The organism is Enterobacter sp. RHBSTW-00593, assembly GCF_013784105.1.
In the GTDB taxonomy this organism is placed as follows: Bacteria; Pseudomonadota; Gammaproteobacteria; order Enterobacterales; family Enterobacteriaceae; genus Enterobacter; species Enterobacter ludwigii.
The window spans coordinates 1744920-1760288 of sequence record NZ_CP056393.1 but is presented as its reverse complement, the minus strand read 5'-3'; the positions used below and the strand labels follow the sequence as shown (position 1 = coordinate 1760288).

18 protein-coding genes, 2 tRNA genes and 4 other RNA genes are annotated in these 15369 nt (G+C 51.4%); 13 read left to right on the top strand and 11 right to left on the bottom strand.

Annotated elements, in window-relative coordinates; translation table 11 throughout:
- The first annotated feature begins 222 nt into the window (after window positions 1–222).
- Window positions 223–1362: a glucans biosynthesis protein MdoC gene (gene mdoC / locus HV242_RS08245; protein ID WP_014169528.1), complete on the top strand. Its 1140-nt coding sequence runs from the start codon at window positions 223–225 to the stop codon at window positions 1360–1362.
- A gap of 34 nt (window positions 1363–1396) precedes the next feature.
- Here the strand turns inward: mdoC and ymdB are convergent, their stop codons facing one another.
- From ymdB to csgB, 5 genes are all read right to left on the bottom strand, one after another.
- Window positions 1397–1939 carry an O-acetyl-ADP-ribose deacetylase gene (gene ymdB / locus HV242_RS08240; protein ID WP_050736627.1) on the bottom strand — a complete coding sequence of 181 codons (543 nt, stop codon included), beginning with the start codon at window positions 1937–1939 and terminating at the stop codon, window positions 1397–1399.
- A 106-nt stretch (window positions 1940–2045) separates the two neighbouring features.
- Window positions 2046–2366 (bottom strand): fimbrial protein, encoded by a 321-nt coding sequence (locus HV242_RS08235; protein WP_014169526.1) that lies wholly within the window; start codon window positions 2364–2366, stop codon window positions 2046–2048.
- Between the two features lie 159 nt (window positions 2367–2525).
- Complete coding sequence (gene csgC, locus HV242_RS08230) at window positions 2526–2858, bottom strand: curli assembly chaperone CsgC (RefSeq protein ID WP_047744315.1); 333 nt, start codon at window positions 2856–2858, stop codon at window positions 2526–2528.
- Window positions 2859–2918: 60 nt separating this feature from the next.
- The gene (csgA, locus tag HV242_RS08225; protein ID WP_014169524.1) at window positions 2919–3374 is read right to left on the bottom strand and encodes a curli major subunit CsgA; all 456 of its coding nucleotides are present in this window, start codon (window positions 3372–3374) and stop codon (window positions 2919–2921) included.
- A 41-nt stretch (window positions 3375–3415) separates the two neighbouring features.
- Window positions 3416–3871, bottom strand: a complete 456-nt coding sequence (csgB, locus tag HV242_RS08220) for a curli minor subunit CsgB (RefSeq protein ID WP_020884698.1) — start codon at window positions 3869–3871, stop codon at window positions 3416–3418.
- A gap of 766 nt (window positions 3872–4637) precedes the next feature.
- Between csgB and csgD the strand changes: the two genes are divergently transcribed.
- From csgD to csgG, 4 genes are read left to right on the top strand one after another with little or no spacing between them, the layout of a single operon-like run.
- A complete protein-coding gene (gene csgD, locus HV242_RS08215; RefSeq protein WP_044867555.1) occupies window positions 4638–5288 on the top strand; it encodes a biofilm master transcriptional regulator CsgD in 651 nt (216 codons plus the stop codon).
- 4 nt (window positions 5289–5292) lie between these two features.
- Window positions 5293–5682 carry a curli production assembly/transport protein CsgE gene (csgE, locus tag HV242_RS08210; protein WP_020884700.1) on the top strand — a complete coding sequence of 130 codons (390 nt, stop codon included), beginning with the start codon at window positions 5293–5295 and terminating at the stop codon, window positions 5680–5682.
- A gap of 23 nt (window positions 5683–5705) precedes the next feature.
- Window positions 5706–6119 (top strand): curli production assembly/transport protein CsgF, encoded by a 414-nt coding sequence (gene csgF, locus HV242_RS08205; protein WP_020884701.1) that lies wholly within the window; start codon window positions 5706–5708, stop codon window positions 6117–6119.
- A gap of 26 nt (window positions 6120–6145) precedes the next feature.
- Window positions 6146–6979, top strand: coding sequence for a curli production assembly/transport protein CsgG (gene csgG, locus HV242_RS08200; protein ID WP_014169519.1), 834 nt, complete (start codon window positions 6146–6148; stop codon window positions 6977–6979).
- Between the two features lie 43 nt (window positions 6980–7022).
- On the opposite strand, the gene HV242_RS08195 is transcribed toward csgG, so the two are convergent.
- The 4 genes from HV242_RS08195 to ghrA all read right to left on the bottom strand — a co-directional run bounded on the left by HV242_RS08195 (window position 7023) and on the right by ghrA (window position 9937).
- Window positions 7023–7505: a DUF1097 domain-containing protein gene (locus HV242_RS08195; protein ID WP_072126370.1), complete on the bottom strand. Its 483-nt coding sequence runs from the start codon at window positions 7503–7505 to the stop codon at window positions 7023–7025.
- 96 nt (window positions 7506–7601) lie between these two features.
- Entirely contained in the window at window positions 7602–8156 is a 555-nt protein-coding gene (locus HV242_RS08190) for a TorD/DmsD family molecular chaperone (RefSeq protein ID WP_020884703.1), read from the bottom strand.
- Between the two features lie 20 nt (window positions 8157–8176).
- On the bottom strand, window positions 8177–8914 hold the full coding sequence (locus HV242_RS08185) for a phosphatase (protein WP_014169516.1): 738 nt from the start codon (window positions 8912–8914) through the stop codon (window positions 8177–8179).
- An 84-nt stretch (window positions 8915–8998) separates the two neighbouring features.
- Entirely contained in the window at window positions 8999–9937 is a 939-nt protein-coding gene (gene ghrA, locus HV242_RS08180; protein WP_020884704.1) for a glyoxylate/hydroxypyruvate reductase GhrA, read from the bottom strand.
- 232 nt (window positions 9938–10169) lie between these two features.
- Between ghrA and HV242_RS08175 the strand changes: the two genes are divergently transcribed.
- A tRNA-Ser gene (locus HV242_RS08175) sits at window positions 10170–10257 on the top strand.
- Window positions 10258–10302: 45 nt separating this feature from the next.
- Window positions 10303–10438, top strand: a non-coding RNA gene (locus HV242_RS08170) — RtT sRNA.
- Between the two features lie 304 nt (window positions 10439–10742).
- Here HV242_RS08170 and HV242_RS08165 read toward each other — a convergent pair.
- Window positions 10743–11648 (bottom strand): LysR family transcriptional regulator, encoded by a 906-nt coding sequence (locus HV242_RS08165; RefSeq protein ID WP_014169514.1) that lies wholly within the window; start codon window positions 11646–11648, stop codon window positions 10743–10745.
- 109 nt (window positions 11649–11757) lie between these two features.
- Between HV242_RS08165 and HV242_RS08160 the strand changes: the two genes are divergently transcribed.
- The 6 genes from HV242_RS08160 to HV242_RS08135 all read left to right on the top strand — a co-directional run bounded on the left by HV242_RS08160 (window position 11758) and on the right by HV242_RS08135 (window position 14097).
- Entirely contained in the window at window positions 11758–12618 is an 861-nt protein-coding gene (locus HV242_RS08160) for a pirin family protein (RefSeq protein WP_050736625.1), read from the top strand.
- Between the two features lie 20 nt (window positions 12619–12638).
- Window positions 12639–13316 carry an isochorismatase family protein gene (locus tag HV242_RS08155; RefSeq protein ID WP_040017121.1) on the top strand — a complete coding sequence of 226 codons (678 nt, stop codon included), beginning with the start codon at window positions 12639–12641 and terminating at the stop codon, window positions 13314–13316.
- A 147-nt stretch (window positions 13317–13463) separates the two neighbouring features.
- Window positions 13464–13551: transfer RNA gene (locus HV242_RS08150), tRNA-Ser, on the top strand.
- Window positions 13552–13595: 44 nt separating this feature from the next.
- A non-coding RNA gene (locus tag HV242_RS08145) (RtT sRNA) lies at window positions 13596–13733 on the top strand.
- A 44-nt stretch (window positions 13734–13777) separates the two neighbouring features.
- Window positions 13778–13915, top strand: a non-coding RNA gene (locus HV242_RS08140) — RtT sRNA.
- A gap of 44 nt (window positions 13916–13959) precedes the next feature.
- A non-coding RNA gene (locus HV242_RS08135) (RtT sRNA) lies at window positions 13960–14097 on the top strand.
- A gap of 116 nt (window positions 14098–14213) precedes the next feature.
- Here HV242_RS08135 and phoH read toward each other — a convergent pair.
- Window positions 14214–15002, bottom strand: coding sequence for a phosphate starvation-inducible protein PhoH (gene phoH / locus HV242_RS08130; protein ID WP_024908976.1), 789 nt, complete (start codon window positions 15000–15002; stop codon window positions 14214–14216).
- Window positions 15003–15369 lie beyond the last annotated feature (367 nt).

Genomic DNA, 15369 nt, shown 5'->3' with positions numbered 1-15369 from the left:
ATCGATCCGATCCATTTTAATGGAAACTCAGGCAATCCGACAACATTATCACTGCTTTGTTCAGCTCGCTGGCTCATGGATTAAGCAAATGAAAGAACCCGCTTTTCACTTTGCGTGCTTATCCTGGAGACAGGGTGTCGGTCTTGGTGTAGGGTTGGCTTCGAATGTAACCATTATGAGTCTTAGGGATAAGGCGAAAAGTCTGAGAATGCACAAAGTTATATGAGCTCAACACCTGTAGAACGTGAATATTTCCTCGACTCGATCCGGGCATGGCTGATGCTGTTGGGGATCCCCTTTCACATTTCACTGATTTACTCCAGCCACACCTGGCATGTGAATAGCCAGATGCCTTCCTGGTGGCTCACGCTGTTTAATGACTTTATCCATGCCTTTCGTATGCAGGTGTTTTTTGTCATATCCGGCTATTTCTCCTACATGCTGTTCTTACGCTACCCGGTAAAACGCTGGTGGAAAGTGCGCGTGGAGCGTGTGGGCATTCCGATGTTGACCGCCATTCCCCTGCTGACGTTGCCGCAGTTTATTATGTTGCAGTACGTCAAAGGCAAAGCGGAGAACTGGCCAAATCTGACGCTGTATGAAAAGTACAATACCCTGGTCTGGGAACTGGTGTCTCACCTGTGGTTCCTGCTGGTCCTGGTGGTGCTCACCACGGTCAGTCTGGTCATTTTCAGCCGCCTGCGCCATCGCCTGAGTACCCAGGCCGATACCTTCTTCGCCAATATTACGCTGGGTAAACTGTCTCTGCTCTTTTTGCTGCTGGGTATCGCCTATGCGGCCGTGAGACGCACGCTATTTATCGTGTATCCGCCGATACTGAGTGACGGGCTGTTCAATTTCGTCGTGATGCAGTCGCTGTTTTACATCCCCTTCTTTTTAGCCGGTGCGCTGGCATTTATTCATCCCAAACTTAAATCGCTGTTTACCACCCCGTCGCCATGGTGCGCCCTGGGTGCCGCTATCGCGTTTGCGGCCTATCTGTTAAATCAGCGCTATGGCAGCGGCGATGGCTGGATGTATGAAACAGAAAGCGTGATCACCATGCTGCTGGGTCTGTGGATGGTGAATGTGGTCTTCGCGCTGGGACACCGCTTGCTGAACTTTAAGTCCAGCCGCGTGACCTACTTCGTCAATGCTTCACTGTTTATTTACCTGGTGCACCACCCGCTGACGCTGTTCTTCGGCGCTTATATCACGCCACATATTGCGTCCAACACGCTGGGTTTCTTTACCGGACTGGTCTTTGTGATTGGGATTGCCATCGTGCTCTATGAAATCCATCTGCGGATCCCGCTCCTGCGTTTCCTCTTTTCAGGGAAACCGCAGGCTAAAGCCTCATAAACAAACGCGGCGCACTGAGTGCGCCGCGTTTGTTTTAGCCCTCTAAATCCTGTCCACGTTGCGTGAGAAGCCGCTGATAAAGGTGCGTGGTTTCTTCGTCGAAACAGACAAAAATCACCTTCTCAGGCATCGGCTTGAGGGAGAGGTATCGGTAAACGGTCTCTACCGCTATCGTGGCAGCGGCAGGTTTTGGATATCCGTATACCCCAGTGCTGATAGCCGGAAAAGCCATCGTCTTATAGCCGTTATCCGCTGCCAGGCGCAGGCAGTTGCGGTACGCCTCCTCCAGAATACTCGCCTCATGCCGATCGCCGCCATGCCATACAGGCCCCACAGCGTGAATCACCGCTTTGGCAGGAAGATCTCCCGCGAGGGTAATCACCGCATGACCCGGAGGACATTCACCCTGCTGCTGACGCACAGCTTTACAGGCCTCAAGGAGCTGCGGTCCTGCAGCCCGGTGGATTGCGCCGTCAACACCGCCCCCGCCCATCAGTGATGGATTGGCCGCATTAACGATCACGTCGACGTGCATCGTCGTAATATCGCCATGAATGACTTCAATTTGCGGTTTCATACGTACCCTCTGCTACCCGCCTTTTTCTTAAGTGTATCGCAGAGGAGGTATGGATAAAAAACTATCGGGGAAAAACCTCTTCCGCCGGGGAGCGGAAGAGCGAGAATTAACGATACTGAATTTGAACAACCGCGAGCGTTTTTTCGGGATTAAGGTACTTCATGCTGAGAGTTGCGAGACTGGAATCGTTGACCTGACCGTTAAGTACATCTTCATAGCTGACCCTGCGCGTTTGCATCCGATTATTATCCGGGCATGTCATTGCAAACGCGTCATGATGCGGTGTGACCACGCAGGGGTCTGCGACAATAGCGCCGCGAAAATGAATCACACCACCGTCGACAATCGTGGCTGAAAAAGCGGGAGTAATAAATGCAGAGAGGATCAAACCTAAACCATAAACCCGTCGGGCTAAATATTTGGTCACTATATGTACTCCTCAATGAAAGTCGTCCTTGAGGGGTAAACGCGCTCCGTTAGGGCAAACAAAGCATCACGTTATGGAACAGCACTGCACCGTTCCTGATAACAGCATAGCTCAACCGCGCACGCCCGCCATATCCACAACGTCTTGATTTCATAATCATTAGAGCGCACTTCCCGCCGGGGACCATTGCTGTGATAAATGAAGCGATTTCCCGTCAGAGACGGTGACAGTAATGTTCACCTTGTCTCCGGAATCTATATTTAAACTCAGCCGCATTAAATCAATCGTCTGATAAGCGGGAATAAAAAGTGTGTTTTGTTGCCGTGAAGAACTTTGTCCCCCCTGCCCCTGTCGCAAAGAGACAATCTGCACCTGACATTCACACGGTTCCGTCAGAATAACCTGCGGAATAATGGTGGTCATATTTCCCTGTTGCGACGTTTTAAACGTGATCTGACTGGAAAGCGCCGCGAGGAGAATTAAGGTATTCATGATGAACTCCCGAAAAAAAACAGGGCAAATGCCCTGTTTTTTTGTAGCACAGACTGGAAATTAATACTGATGTGCAGTCGCGTGGTTGCCAAAACCAACCTGCTGAACAGTCACAGTGGATCCGGATGCGGTTTGATCAACAGCAGCACCGTTGCCACCACCGTACTGGCTAACGTTCATCACCGAGTGGTTACCATTCCACTGGTCAAGCGTTGCGCTGTTACCGAAACCATTCTGAGTCAGACTAATTGAGCTGTCATCAGAGCCCTGGCCAACGTCAGCGCCGTTACCGCCGCCACTCTGATTAATGGTCAGTGTGGAATTTCTCGCACTGGTTTGCAAAGCGAGAGCCGAGTTACCGCCACCGTACTGGTAAATGCTCAGCGTTGAATTTGGACCACTGTCATGACCACCGTGGCCATGCCCGTTACCCCAACCGCCTTGATTAATACTACCGGCCATAGCACTACCAGAAACTACGATTGCTGCAATTGCTGCCACTTTGATAAATTTCATGGTAAACCCCCATCGGATTGATTAAAGTCGCCGCTAAATAACTAACGCTGAATAACGCGAATCGCCATTTGCGACTGTCTCTGCACTACAACTGCGGTTTTCTGCGTACCGTACTGCGTAATATTTGCTCTATTACCCGACCCTTTTTGGATAATTTTCGCACTATTACCATATCCATCTTGCGTAATACCTGCATCATTCGCGCTACCGCTCTGATCGATCCAGGCAATATTATAAGTCCCTGATTGATCAACTCTCGCTCTGTTGCCTGCTCCATCCTGAGAAACAATGGACAATAATTTTGACCCGTCCTGGCGAACCTGAGCATCATTTAACATGCCCTGCTGACCAATAATGGCTGCCTGATTTAATGATGAACGACTTAATTCATTAACCGTGAAGTTATATTCAGCGTTAGCCAAATCTGAATCAGCCGCGATTACAAATCCAGGCGCACCCAGTAATGTAAACATCATAAATAACGATGTATTTTTCATGTTGTCACCCTGGACCTGGCTATTTGATAACGCCATAACCTTGTTACTGTGACTTCGTGTTAGAACGACTCGTAATTTGTTAACGCGTCGTTACGGTGATGAGTATGTCTGCCGAAACATTTTAAATATCTCACCCGCGTGGCTTATTTTTATTTATCACGTCACCTCAAAGTAGTAATTCCATGCAAAAAAACGTTATAGATCGGGGTTCTTATTTTTCTATTAAGCCTTTCTTAATAATCGATTGTGCAGCGGGGCGAGAGGGGTAAAGCCCCCATGCAACGGACGCTAAACGAAACGCCAGGAGGACATTTTACACAACACGTGACACGAGACCTGTTTTCTTAAGACGCAGCATCGTTCATTCCAGGACTTAGAAAATCTCTGTGACTCATACCTCTTTACGGGAAGAAATAAATAATTAATATTCATAAAAATCAAACAATTATAAATATTTGTATGATTTTTAAAATCTGTGCAGGGTTATTTACATGTACAACTTTCTTATCATTCCACAACATTTAAAAGAGTCCATTTTCACAAATTAATATTGATTTTTACATCCTGTTACACGTTTAACACTTGCTTTAAAGTTAGTAATAGCTAGATTGAAATCAGATGTACGAAATTTGTTTTATATTTACCTCCTGCTGGAGGTTATGGTTTTTTTCTTCACACAGCAGTGCAACATCTGTCAGTACTTCTGGGGTCCTCTTTTTTATCTGGAGGACCGCTGTCAGGTGTCATAAAAAAGTGGGGTTTCATCATGTATAATGAAGTCCAAAGTTTACATGGTCATACGTTACTGTTGATCACAAAACCTTCGTTGCAAGCGACCGCTTTATTACAACATTTAAAGCACTCGCTGTCTCTGCACGGGAAATTACATAATATTCAACGTTCTTTTGATGATATTGCACCTGGCAGTATCATTCTGATTGATATGATGGAAGCGGATAAAAAGCTTATCCATTACTGGCAAGATAATTTAAGCAGGAAAAACAATAATATCCGCGTATTATTATTGAATACCCCTGATGAGTATCCCTTCAGAGATATTGAAAGCTGGCCGCATATCAATGGTGTGTTCTATATCACGGAAGAAGAAGATCGGCTGGTCGAAGGTCTGCAAGGTATATTGCGCGGCGAGTGTTATTTTTCGCAAAAACTTGCCAGCTACCTCATCACGCACTCCGGAAATTACCGCTATAACAGTTCAGAGTCAGCGCTGCTAACGCACCGTGAGAAAGAGATCCTGAACAAATTGCGCATTGGTGCTTCAAATATTGAAATCGCCCGTTCGTTATTTATCAGCGAAAATACGGTAAAGACGCACCTTTATAATCTTTTCAAGAAGATAGCTGTTAAGAACCGAACTCAGGCTGTTTCATGGGCAAACGATAACCTCAGGCGTTAATCAAATGAAACGCACGTTGAGTTGGATCGCCGCAGCGAGTTTCATGCTCGCTGCCGGGAACGTACGGGCCGTCGAGGTCGAAGTTCCCGGATTGTTAACAGACCACACTGTCTCCTCGGTCGGGCACAATTTTTATCGTGCATTCAGTGACAAATGGGACAGTACATTTACTGGAAATATAACAATCAACGAGCGGCCCAGTGCACGATGGGGAAGTTGGATAACAATAACGGCTAATCAGGACGTTATTTATCAAACATTTTTATTCCCCACGAAAATAGACTTCGATAAAAACGTAGCCTTAGCACTGGCTCAATCAGAAGATGCTATTAATCGCCTGCAAATTGATAAAGCGCTATTAAGCACCAGCGATTTAGCAAAAGACGAATTCTAGCGAACCTATATCCGGAGGCTGTCATGCGTATTGCATATGCAGTTGTTTCGATAATGCTAATAACCCCTATAAGCTGGGCCGGAAATATGACGTTCCAGTTCCGTAACCCTAACTTTGGCGGTAATCCCAATAATGGGGCGTTTCTGTTGAACGAAGCCCAGGCGCAAAACTCCTATAAGGATCCCAGCTTTAAGGATTTTAGCGTCGATACCCCATCGGCACTGGACAACTTCACGCAGGCTATCCAGTCGCAGATTTTGGGAGGGTTGCTGACCAACATTAATACCGGCAAACCCGGCCGAATGGTGACCAACGACTTCATTGTCGACATCGCCAACAAGGACGGACAACTCCAGTTGAACGTTACCGATCGAAAAACCGGGAAAACCTCCACCATTCAGGTTTCCGGTCTACAAAGTGATTCAACGAACTTTTAAACAACAACGAAATAAGGACAACGATCATGCAGCGCTTCCTGATATTTGTTGCAGTGTGCTTATTGAGCGGTTGTTTAACTGCTCCACCTAAAGAAGCTGCAAAACCAACATTAATGCCTCGGGCTCAAAGCTATCGTGATTTAACACATTTACCTGCGCCGACCGGTAAAATATTTGTCTCGGTTTACAACATTCAGGATGAAACGGGACAATTTAAACCTTATCCGGCAAGTAACTTCTCTACGGCAGTGCCACAGAGCGCCACCGCCATGCTGGTGACCGCCCTGAAAGATTCGCACTGGTTTATTCCTCTGGAACGTCAGGGTCTGCAGAACCTGTTAAATGAACGGAAAATTATTCGCGCTGCGCAGGAAAATGGCACCGTTGCGAATAATAACCGCATGCCGCTGGAATCACTGGCTGCGGCGAACGTCATGATCGAGGGATCGATTATCGGTTATGAAAGCAACGTTAAATCGGGTGGTGTGGGCGCGCGTTACTTTGGTATCGGTGCTGATACGCAATATCAGCTCGACCAAATCGCCGTAAACCTGCGTGTCGTCAACGTCAGCACGGGCGAAGTGCTCTCTTCGGTAACGACCAGCAAAACCATTCTTTCTTATGAAGTGCAGGCCGGGGTTTTCCGCTTCATCGATTACCAGCGTTTGCTGGAGGGTGAAATCGGGTATACCTCTAACGAACCGGTCATGATGTGTCTGATGTCAGCCATAGAAACCGGGGTAATCTTCCTGATTAATGATGGTATCGATCGTGGATTGTGGGACCTGCAGAACAAAGCAGAGGCGCAAAACCCGATACTGGTTAAATACCGCGATATGTCAGTGCCTCCGGAATCCTGACAGGAAGCGCATAAAAAAGGCGAGATCATCATCTCGCCTTTTTTTATTCGCTTACCGCAGTGATGTTTTGCGTTTTATCCCGTCTGGCGGCCAGCCAGAGGCCGCTGTTCTTCATGGCATAGCCAAACACCAACCCCAGCATTAGCGAGGGAAGCACCAGCGCCCAGTCCCCCTGCCCTGCAAACGTCGCGCATGCGCCCATAAAGGTACCGGGTACAAACGACAGCAGCATATGCTTTGCCTGGATACACATCAAAAACGCGACTACGCCGGTCATGATATAGCCCAGCATCTCCAGATGCGGGGCCAGCGCGCTGCCCTTCATAATCACGAGTGCCCAGATAACACCGCTCATCAGGGTACAGCCAGAGATGAAAAGCCCTTTTACGCCGCCCTGCGGGCAGGCAAAGTAGGCCGTACAGCCCAGAAACCCGGCCCAGCTGAGCAACCCGAGAGAGACCGCCACCCATCCCCATAGTCCGGAGAGAATGCCTGTCGTTAATGCGATACAAAGTAAAATGTTCATGGTGCGCATCTTAGCAGAAGCGCACCATGGAAATGAGATCAGATGCACATTCCGTGCAAGATGAAATGTATGGTTGCAGAATTTATGTGAACTAAATCACTCTTCATCCTCTTCTTCCAGCTCATCCCACATTGCCGCAATGGCGTCGCGGGTCAGCGGAGCCAGCGTTCTCCAGAACGGCGAGGTCGCATGTGCTTCAACTTTGCCGAGGAAAGTACCGCACCACGGCAGCAGATACGCTTCGAAGAGCGTTTCGATAGCCTCGTTCTCATCATCAGCGGCGTGATCTTCAATCCAGGATGCAGCCAGCAGCAACGTTCCGATATGGTCCGCAGGGGTATCCGTCAGCGGCATTCCGCGTTCAGAGAGAAACGCGCGCACTTCCGCTTCCGTCGCCCCTTCCTGCCAGGCTGAACGGTACGGCGAAACGCGGCATTCGTCGCCAATAAACAGTGCGTTGTAATCCGTTGAAATCTGCTGCATATCGCAACTTTTTTGCAGACGCTCCAGCAACTCATCCTGTTCCAGCGGCCAGTTTTGCGCCAGTTTCCCTTCACGAATCAGGGTAAAGAGTGGAACCAGCAGCGGGTCTTGCGGCTGACGATAGAACAGCGTACCCAGCACGCGGCAAAGGATGGAAAACTCATTCATTTTTTTATTCCATTACACAATTAAAGATCGGCAAATTCATCAATCGGATCCATTCCACGTGACTCGAGGAAATCAAGCATGCGGCGTGGGGTAACGTTAAGGATCCTGTCTTCCGGGAAATCCACGTCATTCAGTATTTTCAGGCATTCACTAAAATCACCCAGCGTAAACGCGGTATGGGAATCGGAACCCAGCGCCACCATGCCGCCGGCATCCCGTACTGCAGCTGCAACGGCGCGACAGTTTGCTTCACTGCCCTTACGCGAGTGAACAAAAGAAGAGTTATTGATCTCCAGCGCCACGCGGTGTTTCGCTGCCGCCTGGGCAACAGCCTCGATATCAATCGGGTATTTAGGATTACCCGGATGAGAAATAATGTGCACGTTGCCGCTGGCTATAGCAGCAATCATCGCTCGGGTGTTCGTCTCTTTATCCTGCGGCGCGAAAACCGGCTCGTGGAAACCGGCAAGGATCAGATCCAGAGAGGTCAGCATCGGTCCGGTGCAGTCGATTTCACCGTCTGTATTTTTAATGTTTGCCTCGATACCGCGCAGTATCCCAATACCGTCCACCAGACGTGGCCAGATCCGCATATTCACAAAATGCCAGTAGTGCGGCGCATCTGCCATGTCCGGGCCGTGATCGGTAATCGCAAAAAGCGTAATGCCCTTGCGTTTCGCTTGCGCGATATAATCATGGAGGTTGCTATACGCGTGGGTACTGGCGACGGTGTGCATATGCAGGTCAACGGGATACATCTTTCTCTCCTCTGCGGTTTTTCCAAAGGATAGCAGTTATCTGCAGCGAATATTAGCAAAAACCCGGCTAACGCCGGGTTTCACTCAGTAGCCGCGCTGTCTGTCGACCTGTCCGGTTACCGGATGGCCCTGCTCCATCTCACTGATGGTGTGGGTAATATAGGCCACAGCTTCCGCCGGACGCGTGACCGCTGCAATGTGCGGCGTCATCGCCACACGCGGATGTGCCCACAGCGGGCTTTCGGCCGGTAACGGCTCGCGGCTGTACACATCCAGCATCGCCCCTTTCAGTTTTCCGCTGTTCAGCGCCTGCAGCAGATCGGACTCAACAAGGTGTACCCCGCGCGCCAGGTTCATTACGTAACTCTGGTCAGCCAGTTGATTTAGCAGTGCACCATTGATAATCCCCACCGTTTCGGCCGTATTTGGCAGCAGGTTGATGAGCACGCGCGTACCGTTCAGGAACGCAGGAAGCTCATCAGCGCCGGCAAAACTTTCTACGCCCGGATAATCCTTGCGGCTACGGCTCCAGCAGCGCAGTGGGAAGCCCCACGGAGCAAGTGCTTCAGCGACTTTTGAGCCGAGCACGCCAGCCCCGAGGATACCAATGGTAAAATCTTCGCGCTGATAATCCGGCAGCGGTTCCCAGTGGGATTGCTGTTTTAGTGCCTGATAGTCGTCGAAGCGGCGGAACCAGTGCAGCACCTGGCTGACGGCATACTCCTGCATTTGCTGTCCCATGCCGGTATCTTCCAGACGGAAAAGAGGGATCTCTTCCGGCAGCATTTCAGGGTGTGCTTTCAGTTTGCTCAGAATCGAATCCACGCCGGCGCCCAGTGCAAAAACGGCCTTCAGTTTACGGCCCTGGAGCATTTCTACCGGCGGATGCCAGACCAGCGCGTAGTCAGCATGTTCGTTATCACCACGTTTCCACTCACGCACGCGCGCCCCAGGCAACGCCGCCGAAAGTGCCTTAATCCAGTAAGCAGTATCAAAAGTGGGGTGATAGAAGATTATATCCATAGTCATTCCTGCCTTTTATTGCGCTGTTTTGTGTTCATTTTCAACTGGATTGCCAGCATAACAAATTTTTACCTCCACCGCGTTGTTGATAAAAAAGGCGCTTTCAGCACATTTAAAAGCCATGTTGACTGAAGTTTGTCTAAATGCACTGATTTACTGAAAAAGTGAGTTGACGCCAGTTCGGCTTTTCCTTACATTAGCGCCCGTCCCGGCAACAACGGGATGACAATATGGTGAGGTGTCCGAGTGGCTGAAGGAGCACGCCTGGAAAGTGTGTATACGGCAACGTATCGGGGGTTCGAATCCCCCCCTCACCGCCATATTTAAGATAAGAGCTCGTACGAAAGTACGGGCTTTTTTCTTTTATATCCCCCGGACAGGGGGGATGAGAACCCTCGACCGGGGTTCGACAACTGGCGACAGCCAGTTGGACAGACTGAGCGCGCAGCGAACAGGCTGCCCGCAGGGCGAGCGACGCGAGTCAATCCCCCCTCACCGCCATATTCAAGATGAGAGCTCGTACGAAAGTACGGGCTTTTTTCTTTTATATTCCCCGGACAGGGGGGGATGAGAATCCCCGACCGGGGGTCGACAACGGGCGACAGCCAGTTGGACAGACTGCGCGCGCAGCGAACAGGCTGCCCGCAGGGCGAGCGAAGCGAGTCAATCCCCCCCCTCACCGCCATATTCAAGATGAGAGCGCGTACGAAAGTACGGGCTTTTTTCTTTTATATTCTCCGCCAGTGCAGCATGAGACCTTGTGTGGTGTAAGATCCTCACCCTCGCTCCAGGGGAGAGGGAAAGATTAATCTTCCACCATCCGCGCATACTCTTCGGTAAGAAAATCCACCAGTGCCCTCACTGACGGGAGTAACCCGCGTCTTGAAGGATACACAGCATGAATCACCTCACGTCGTGGCTCCCAGGCATCAAGTACGCGAATGAGGTCCCCTGACGCAAGCTGATCTTTCACCATCAATATCGGCAACTGCACCACGCCGATACCCGCTATAGCCGCTTCACGCAGCGCCAGCATATCGGTAGTGATCAGGCGAGGATGGTAATGGATTTCCGCCTTCGCCCCTTCGGGACCGCTCAGTTCCCATTTATGGATGTGTTTACCCTCGTTCGTGCTTAATCCAGGCCAGGCACTGAGTTCAGAGGGCACCAACGGTTTACCCATCCGCTGAATCAACGCCGGTCCAGCGACCAGGCAATGTCCCCGGTCCGCCAGTACCCTTAACACCAGATCGCTGTCATCGAACGGACGCGGGCGCACACGGATCGCGACATCAATCCCCTCCCCCACCAGGTCTACCCGCCGGTTGGTTGCCTCAAGCTGCAGCGCGATCCCTGGATAGCGCGCCATAAATCTCGCCAGCATCGGGCCAACATGGACATGCAACAATGTTATCGGGCAGGTGATCCTGACAATACCGCGCGGCTCAGCCTGTAACGCGGCCACCGCCTCCTCTGCAGCTTCTGCTTCCACCATCATCGCTTTACAGTGCTGATAGAAGGTCTGGCCAACTTCTGTCACCGTAAACTGCCGCGTTGTGCGATGTATTAACCGCACGCCAAGCCGCTCTTCCAGCTGAGCTATCCGGCGGCTTAGCCGGGACTTCGGCAAATCGAGCGCACGCCCCGCTGCAGCAAAACCACCATAGTCGACCACCTTCACAAACCAGACGAAGTCATTGAGATCCTGCATAAATCCTCATCGTTCTATTTTCAGAACAGTGAATGCCATTTTCACTATCTACCGGGATATTAACGCTGAATATAAGCTAATTACATCAACAACGCTTCAGGAGTTCATCATGAAAAACGTAACAGGCGTGTACACCGCTCCCCGTCAACACTGGGTTGGTGATGGTTTCCCGGTACGTTCAATGTTTTCTTACCAGACACACGGCGAGCCGCTCAGCCCGTTTTTACTGCTGGATTATGCCGGGCCATACACCTTCCCGGCGGATGGGGCAAAGCGCGGCGTCGGCGAGCATCCGCACCGGGGTTTCGAAACGATCACCCTCGTCTATTCCGGCGAAGTTGAACATCGCGATTCCACCGGCAGAGGCGGCGTAATAGGCCCCGGGGACGTGCAATGGATGACGGCGGGCGCTGGCATTTTGCACGAGGAGTTCCACTCCAGCGCGTTCGCGCAGAAAGGCGGTGAACTGAAAATGATGCAGCTGTGGGTCAACCTGCCTGCCAAAGACAAAATGGCGACGCCGGGCTACCAGAGCATCACTAAGGCGGATATCCCTATGGTCACGCTGCCGGATAACAGCGGCTCGCTGCGGGTTATCGCAGGTCGCTACGAGGATGTTGCTGGCCCCGCGCACACCTTTTCACCGCTAAATGTCTGGGACATCGCGCTCAATCAGGGTAGCCATCTCACGCTCAGTCAGCCGGAGGGATGGAGCACGGCGCTGGTTGTGATGGAAGGCACCATTACGGTGAACGGAACAGCCCAGGCAGGCGAGGCACAGCTGGTTGTATTAAGCCAGCAAGGCGACACACTCCATCTGGAAGCGAGCCTCAATGCCAAAGTCCTGCTGATGGCCGGCGAGCCGCTGAATGAACCCATCGTGGGCTATGGGCCGTTTGTGATGAACAGTAAAACCGAAATCGCGGAAGCCATTCGTGATTTCAACTCCGGCCGCTTCGGCCAGATCTGATGGTAATAAAGGAGAAGAAGATGTCTGCACCTGCAAATTTTAACGGCTCACGCCCGGTTATTGATGTAAACGATGCGGTGATGTTGCTTATCGATCACCAGAGCGGACTTTTCCAGACCGTGGGGGATATGCCAATGCCAGAGTTGCGCGCACGTGCTGCGGCGCTGGCAAAAATCGCTACCCTGGCGAAGATCCCGGTGATCACCACCGCTTCTGTTCCACAGGGACCGAATGGCCCCCTTATCCCGGAGATCCACGCTAATGCGCCACATGCGCAATACGTTCCACGTAAAGGTGAGATCAACGCCTGGGATAACCCGGAGTTTGTGGCTGCGGTGAAAGCCACCGGGCGCAAAACGTTGATCATCGCCGGCACCATCACCAGCGTCTGCATGGCGTTTCCCTCTATTAGCGCAGTCGCGGAGGGTTATAAAGTGTTTGCGGTTATTGATGCCTCCGGCACCTACAGCAAAATGGCTCAGGAGATCACTCTGGCGCGCGTGGTCCAGGCCGGGGTGGTACCAATGGATACCGCGGCGGTTGCCTCTGAGATCCAGCGGACATGGAACCGGGAAGATGCAGCCGAGTGGGCTGAAGTGTATACCCATATCTTCCCTGCCTATCAGCTGCTGATCGAAAGCTATACCAGAGCACAAGAGGTGGTCAAAAACAGCGAAGTGCTCGATTCACAGCGTTAATCACCGGCTCCACGGTCAAAAAGACGTGGAGCTGATTATTGCTTAACCGAACAAGCACTAAAGCAGAAAATCTGCTTGACCGTTTTAGCGCAACTCCCTATAGTAGCGCCCCGTTGCCCCCCAAGCGGTCAGGCAGCAAAACAATATGGTGAGGTGTCCGAGTGGCTGAAGGAGCACGCCTGGAAAGTGTGTATACGGCAACGTATCGGGGGTTCGAATCCCCCCCTCACCGCCATATTCAAGATAAGAGCTCGTACGAAAGTACGGGCTTTTTTCTTTTATATTCCCCGGACAGGGGGGATGAGAATCCCCGACCGGGGTTCGACAACTGGCGACAGCCAGTTGGACAGACTGAGCGCGCAGCGAACAGGCTGCCCGCAGGGCGAGCGAAGCGAGTCAATCCCCCCCTCACCGCCATATTCAAGATAAGAGCTCGTACGAAAGTACGGGCTTTTTTCTTTTATATCCCCCGGACAGGGGGGATGAGAATCCCCGACCGGGGTTCGACAACGGGCGACAGCCAGTTGGACAGACTGAGCGCGCAGCGAACAGGCTGCCCGCAGGGCGAGCGACGCGAGTCAATCCCCCCCTCACCGCCATATTCAAGATGAGAGCGCGTACGAAAGTACGGGCTTTTTTCTTTTATATCCCCCGGACAGGGGGGATGAGAATCCCCGACCGGGGTTCGACAACGGGCGACAGCCAGTTGGACAGACTGAGCGCGCAGCGAACAGGCTGCCCGCAGGGCGAGCGAAGCGAGTCAATCCTCCCCTCACCGCCATATTCAAGATGAGAGCGCGTACGAAAGTACGGGCTTTTTTCTTTTATATTCCCCGGACAGGACGCCCGCACAAAAAACAAAGCCCGGTTTCCCGGGCTTTGAACACAACGGCTAACTCAATAGTACGCTTGCAGCGTGCGCTGGCAGAGCGCTGAACGCACGCAGTCTTCTTTCGTGAAGCGTACCACCCCAATCATCTCATCTTCCTCAAAACGTGACATGGCGTCGCTCAGTCCGGACTTCACGCCCGATGGCAGATCGCACTGGGTAATATCACCATTGACGATGACCGTCACGTTTTCCCCGAGGCGCGTTAAAAACATCTTCATTTGCGCTGCGGTCACGTTCTGAGCCTCGTCAAGAATGACGACCGCATTTTCAAATGTACGTCCGCGCATATAAGCGAACGGCGCGATTTCCACCTTGCCAATCTCTGGTCGCAGACAGTACTGCATAAAGGATGCTCCCAGACGTTTCACCAGCACGTCATAGACGGGCCTGAAGTAAGGGGCAAACTTCTCTGAAATATCTCCGGGCAAGAAGCCAAGATCTTCATCAGCCTGCAGTACCGGACGGGTGACAATAATTCTCTCCACGTCTTTATGGATCAGCGCCTCTGCCGCTTTGGCTGCACTGATCCACGTTTTCCCGCATCCGGCTTCGCCGGTTGCAAAGATGAGCTGTTTACTCTCGATAGCATTCAGGTAGTGCGCCTGAGCCTCATTGCGCGCCACAATTGGAGAATTATCACGGCTGTCTCGGGCCATGCCAATTGCTTCTACGCCACTCATCTGCACAAGCGAGGTGACCGATTCTTCTTCACGCTGTTTATGACTACGTGAATCCCGTCTCAGCACACGTTTTGCTTCGCGACGAGCTTTGATCACTGCTTTTTGTCTTCCCATGGATAGCACCTTGAGTTGTTGGTATTCATCACACGTGCCAGTTTCAGCACGATTATGCGCACGAACATCAGAGGGTTGGCTTCCTTGTAAGCCATTGCTTGCTTTACCGGATGACGCAACAGAACGGCTACGCGCACCATTCTGCACGTCGGTCGAAAGAGATTCTTGAGTCGAGGGGGATAATTTTGTGGTGAGGAAATCGCTGCCGGAGTCTGAGCCTCCGCGCCGGGTGCTGCGGGTTTTGTGTTTACCATGTCCAGTACAGGACGCAACCATTCGCGATCTCCATAGTGATTCAGCATCACTGCCGGGAACTACCGCTGTCTTATCTTAAGTACATCAGGAGTTATCATAAATGCAACATTTA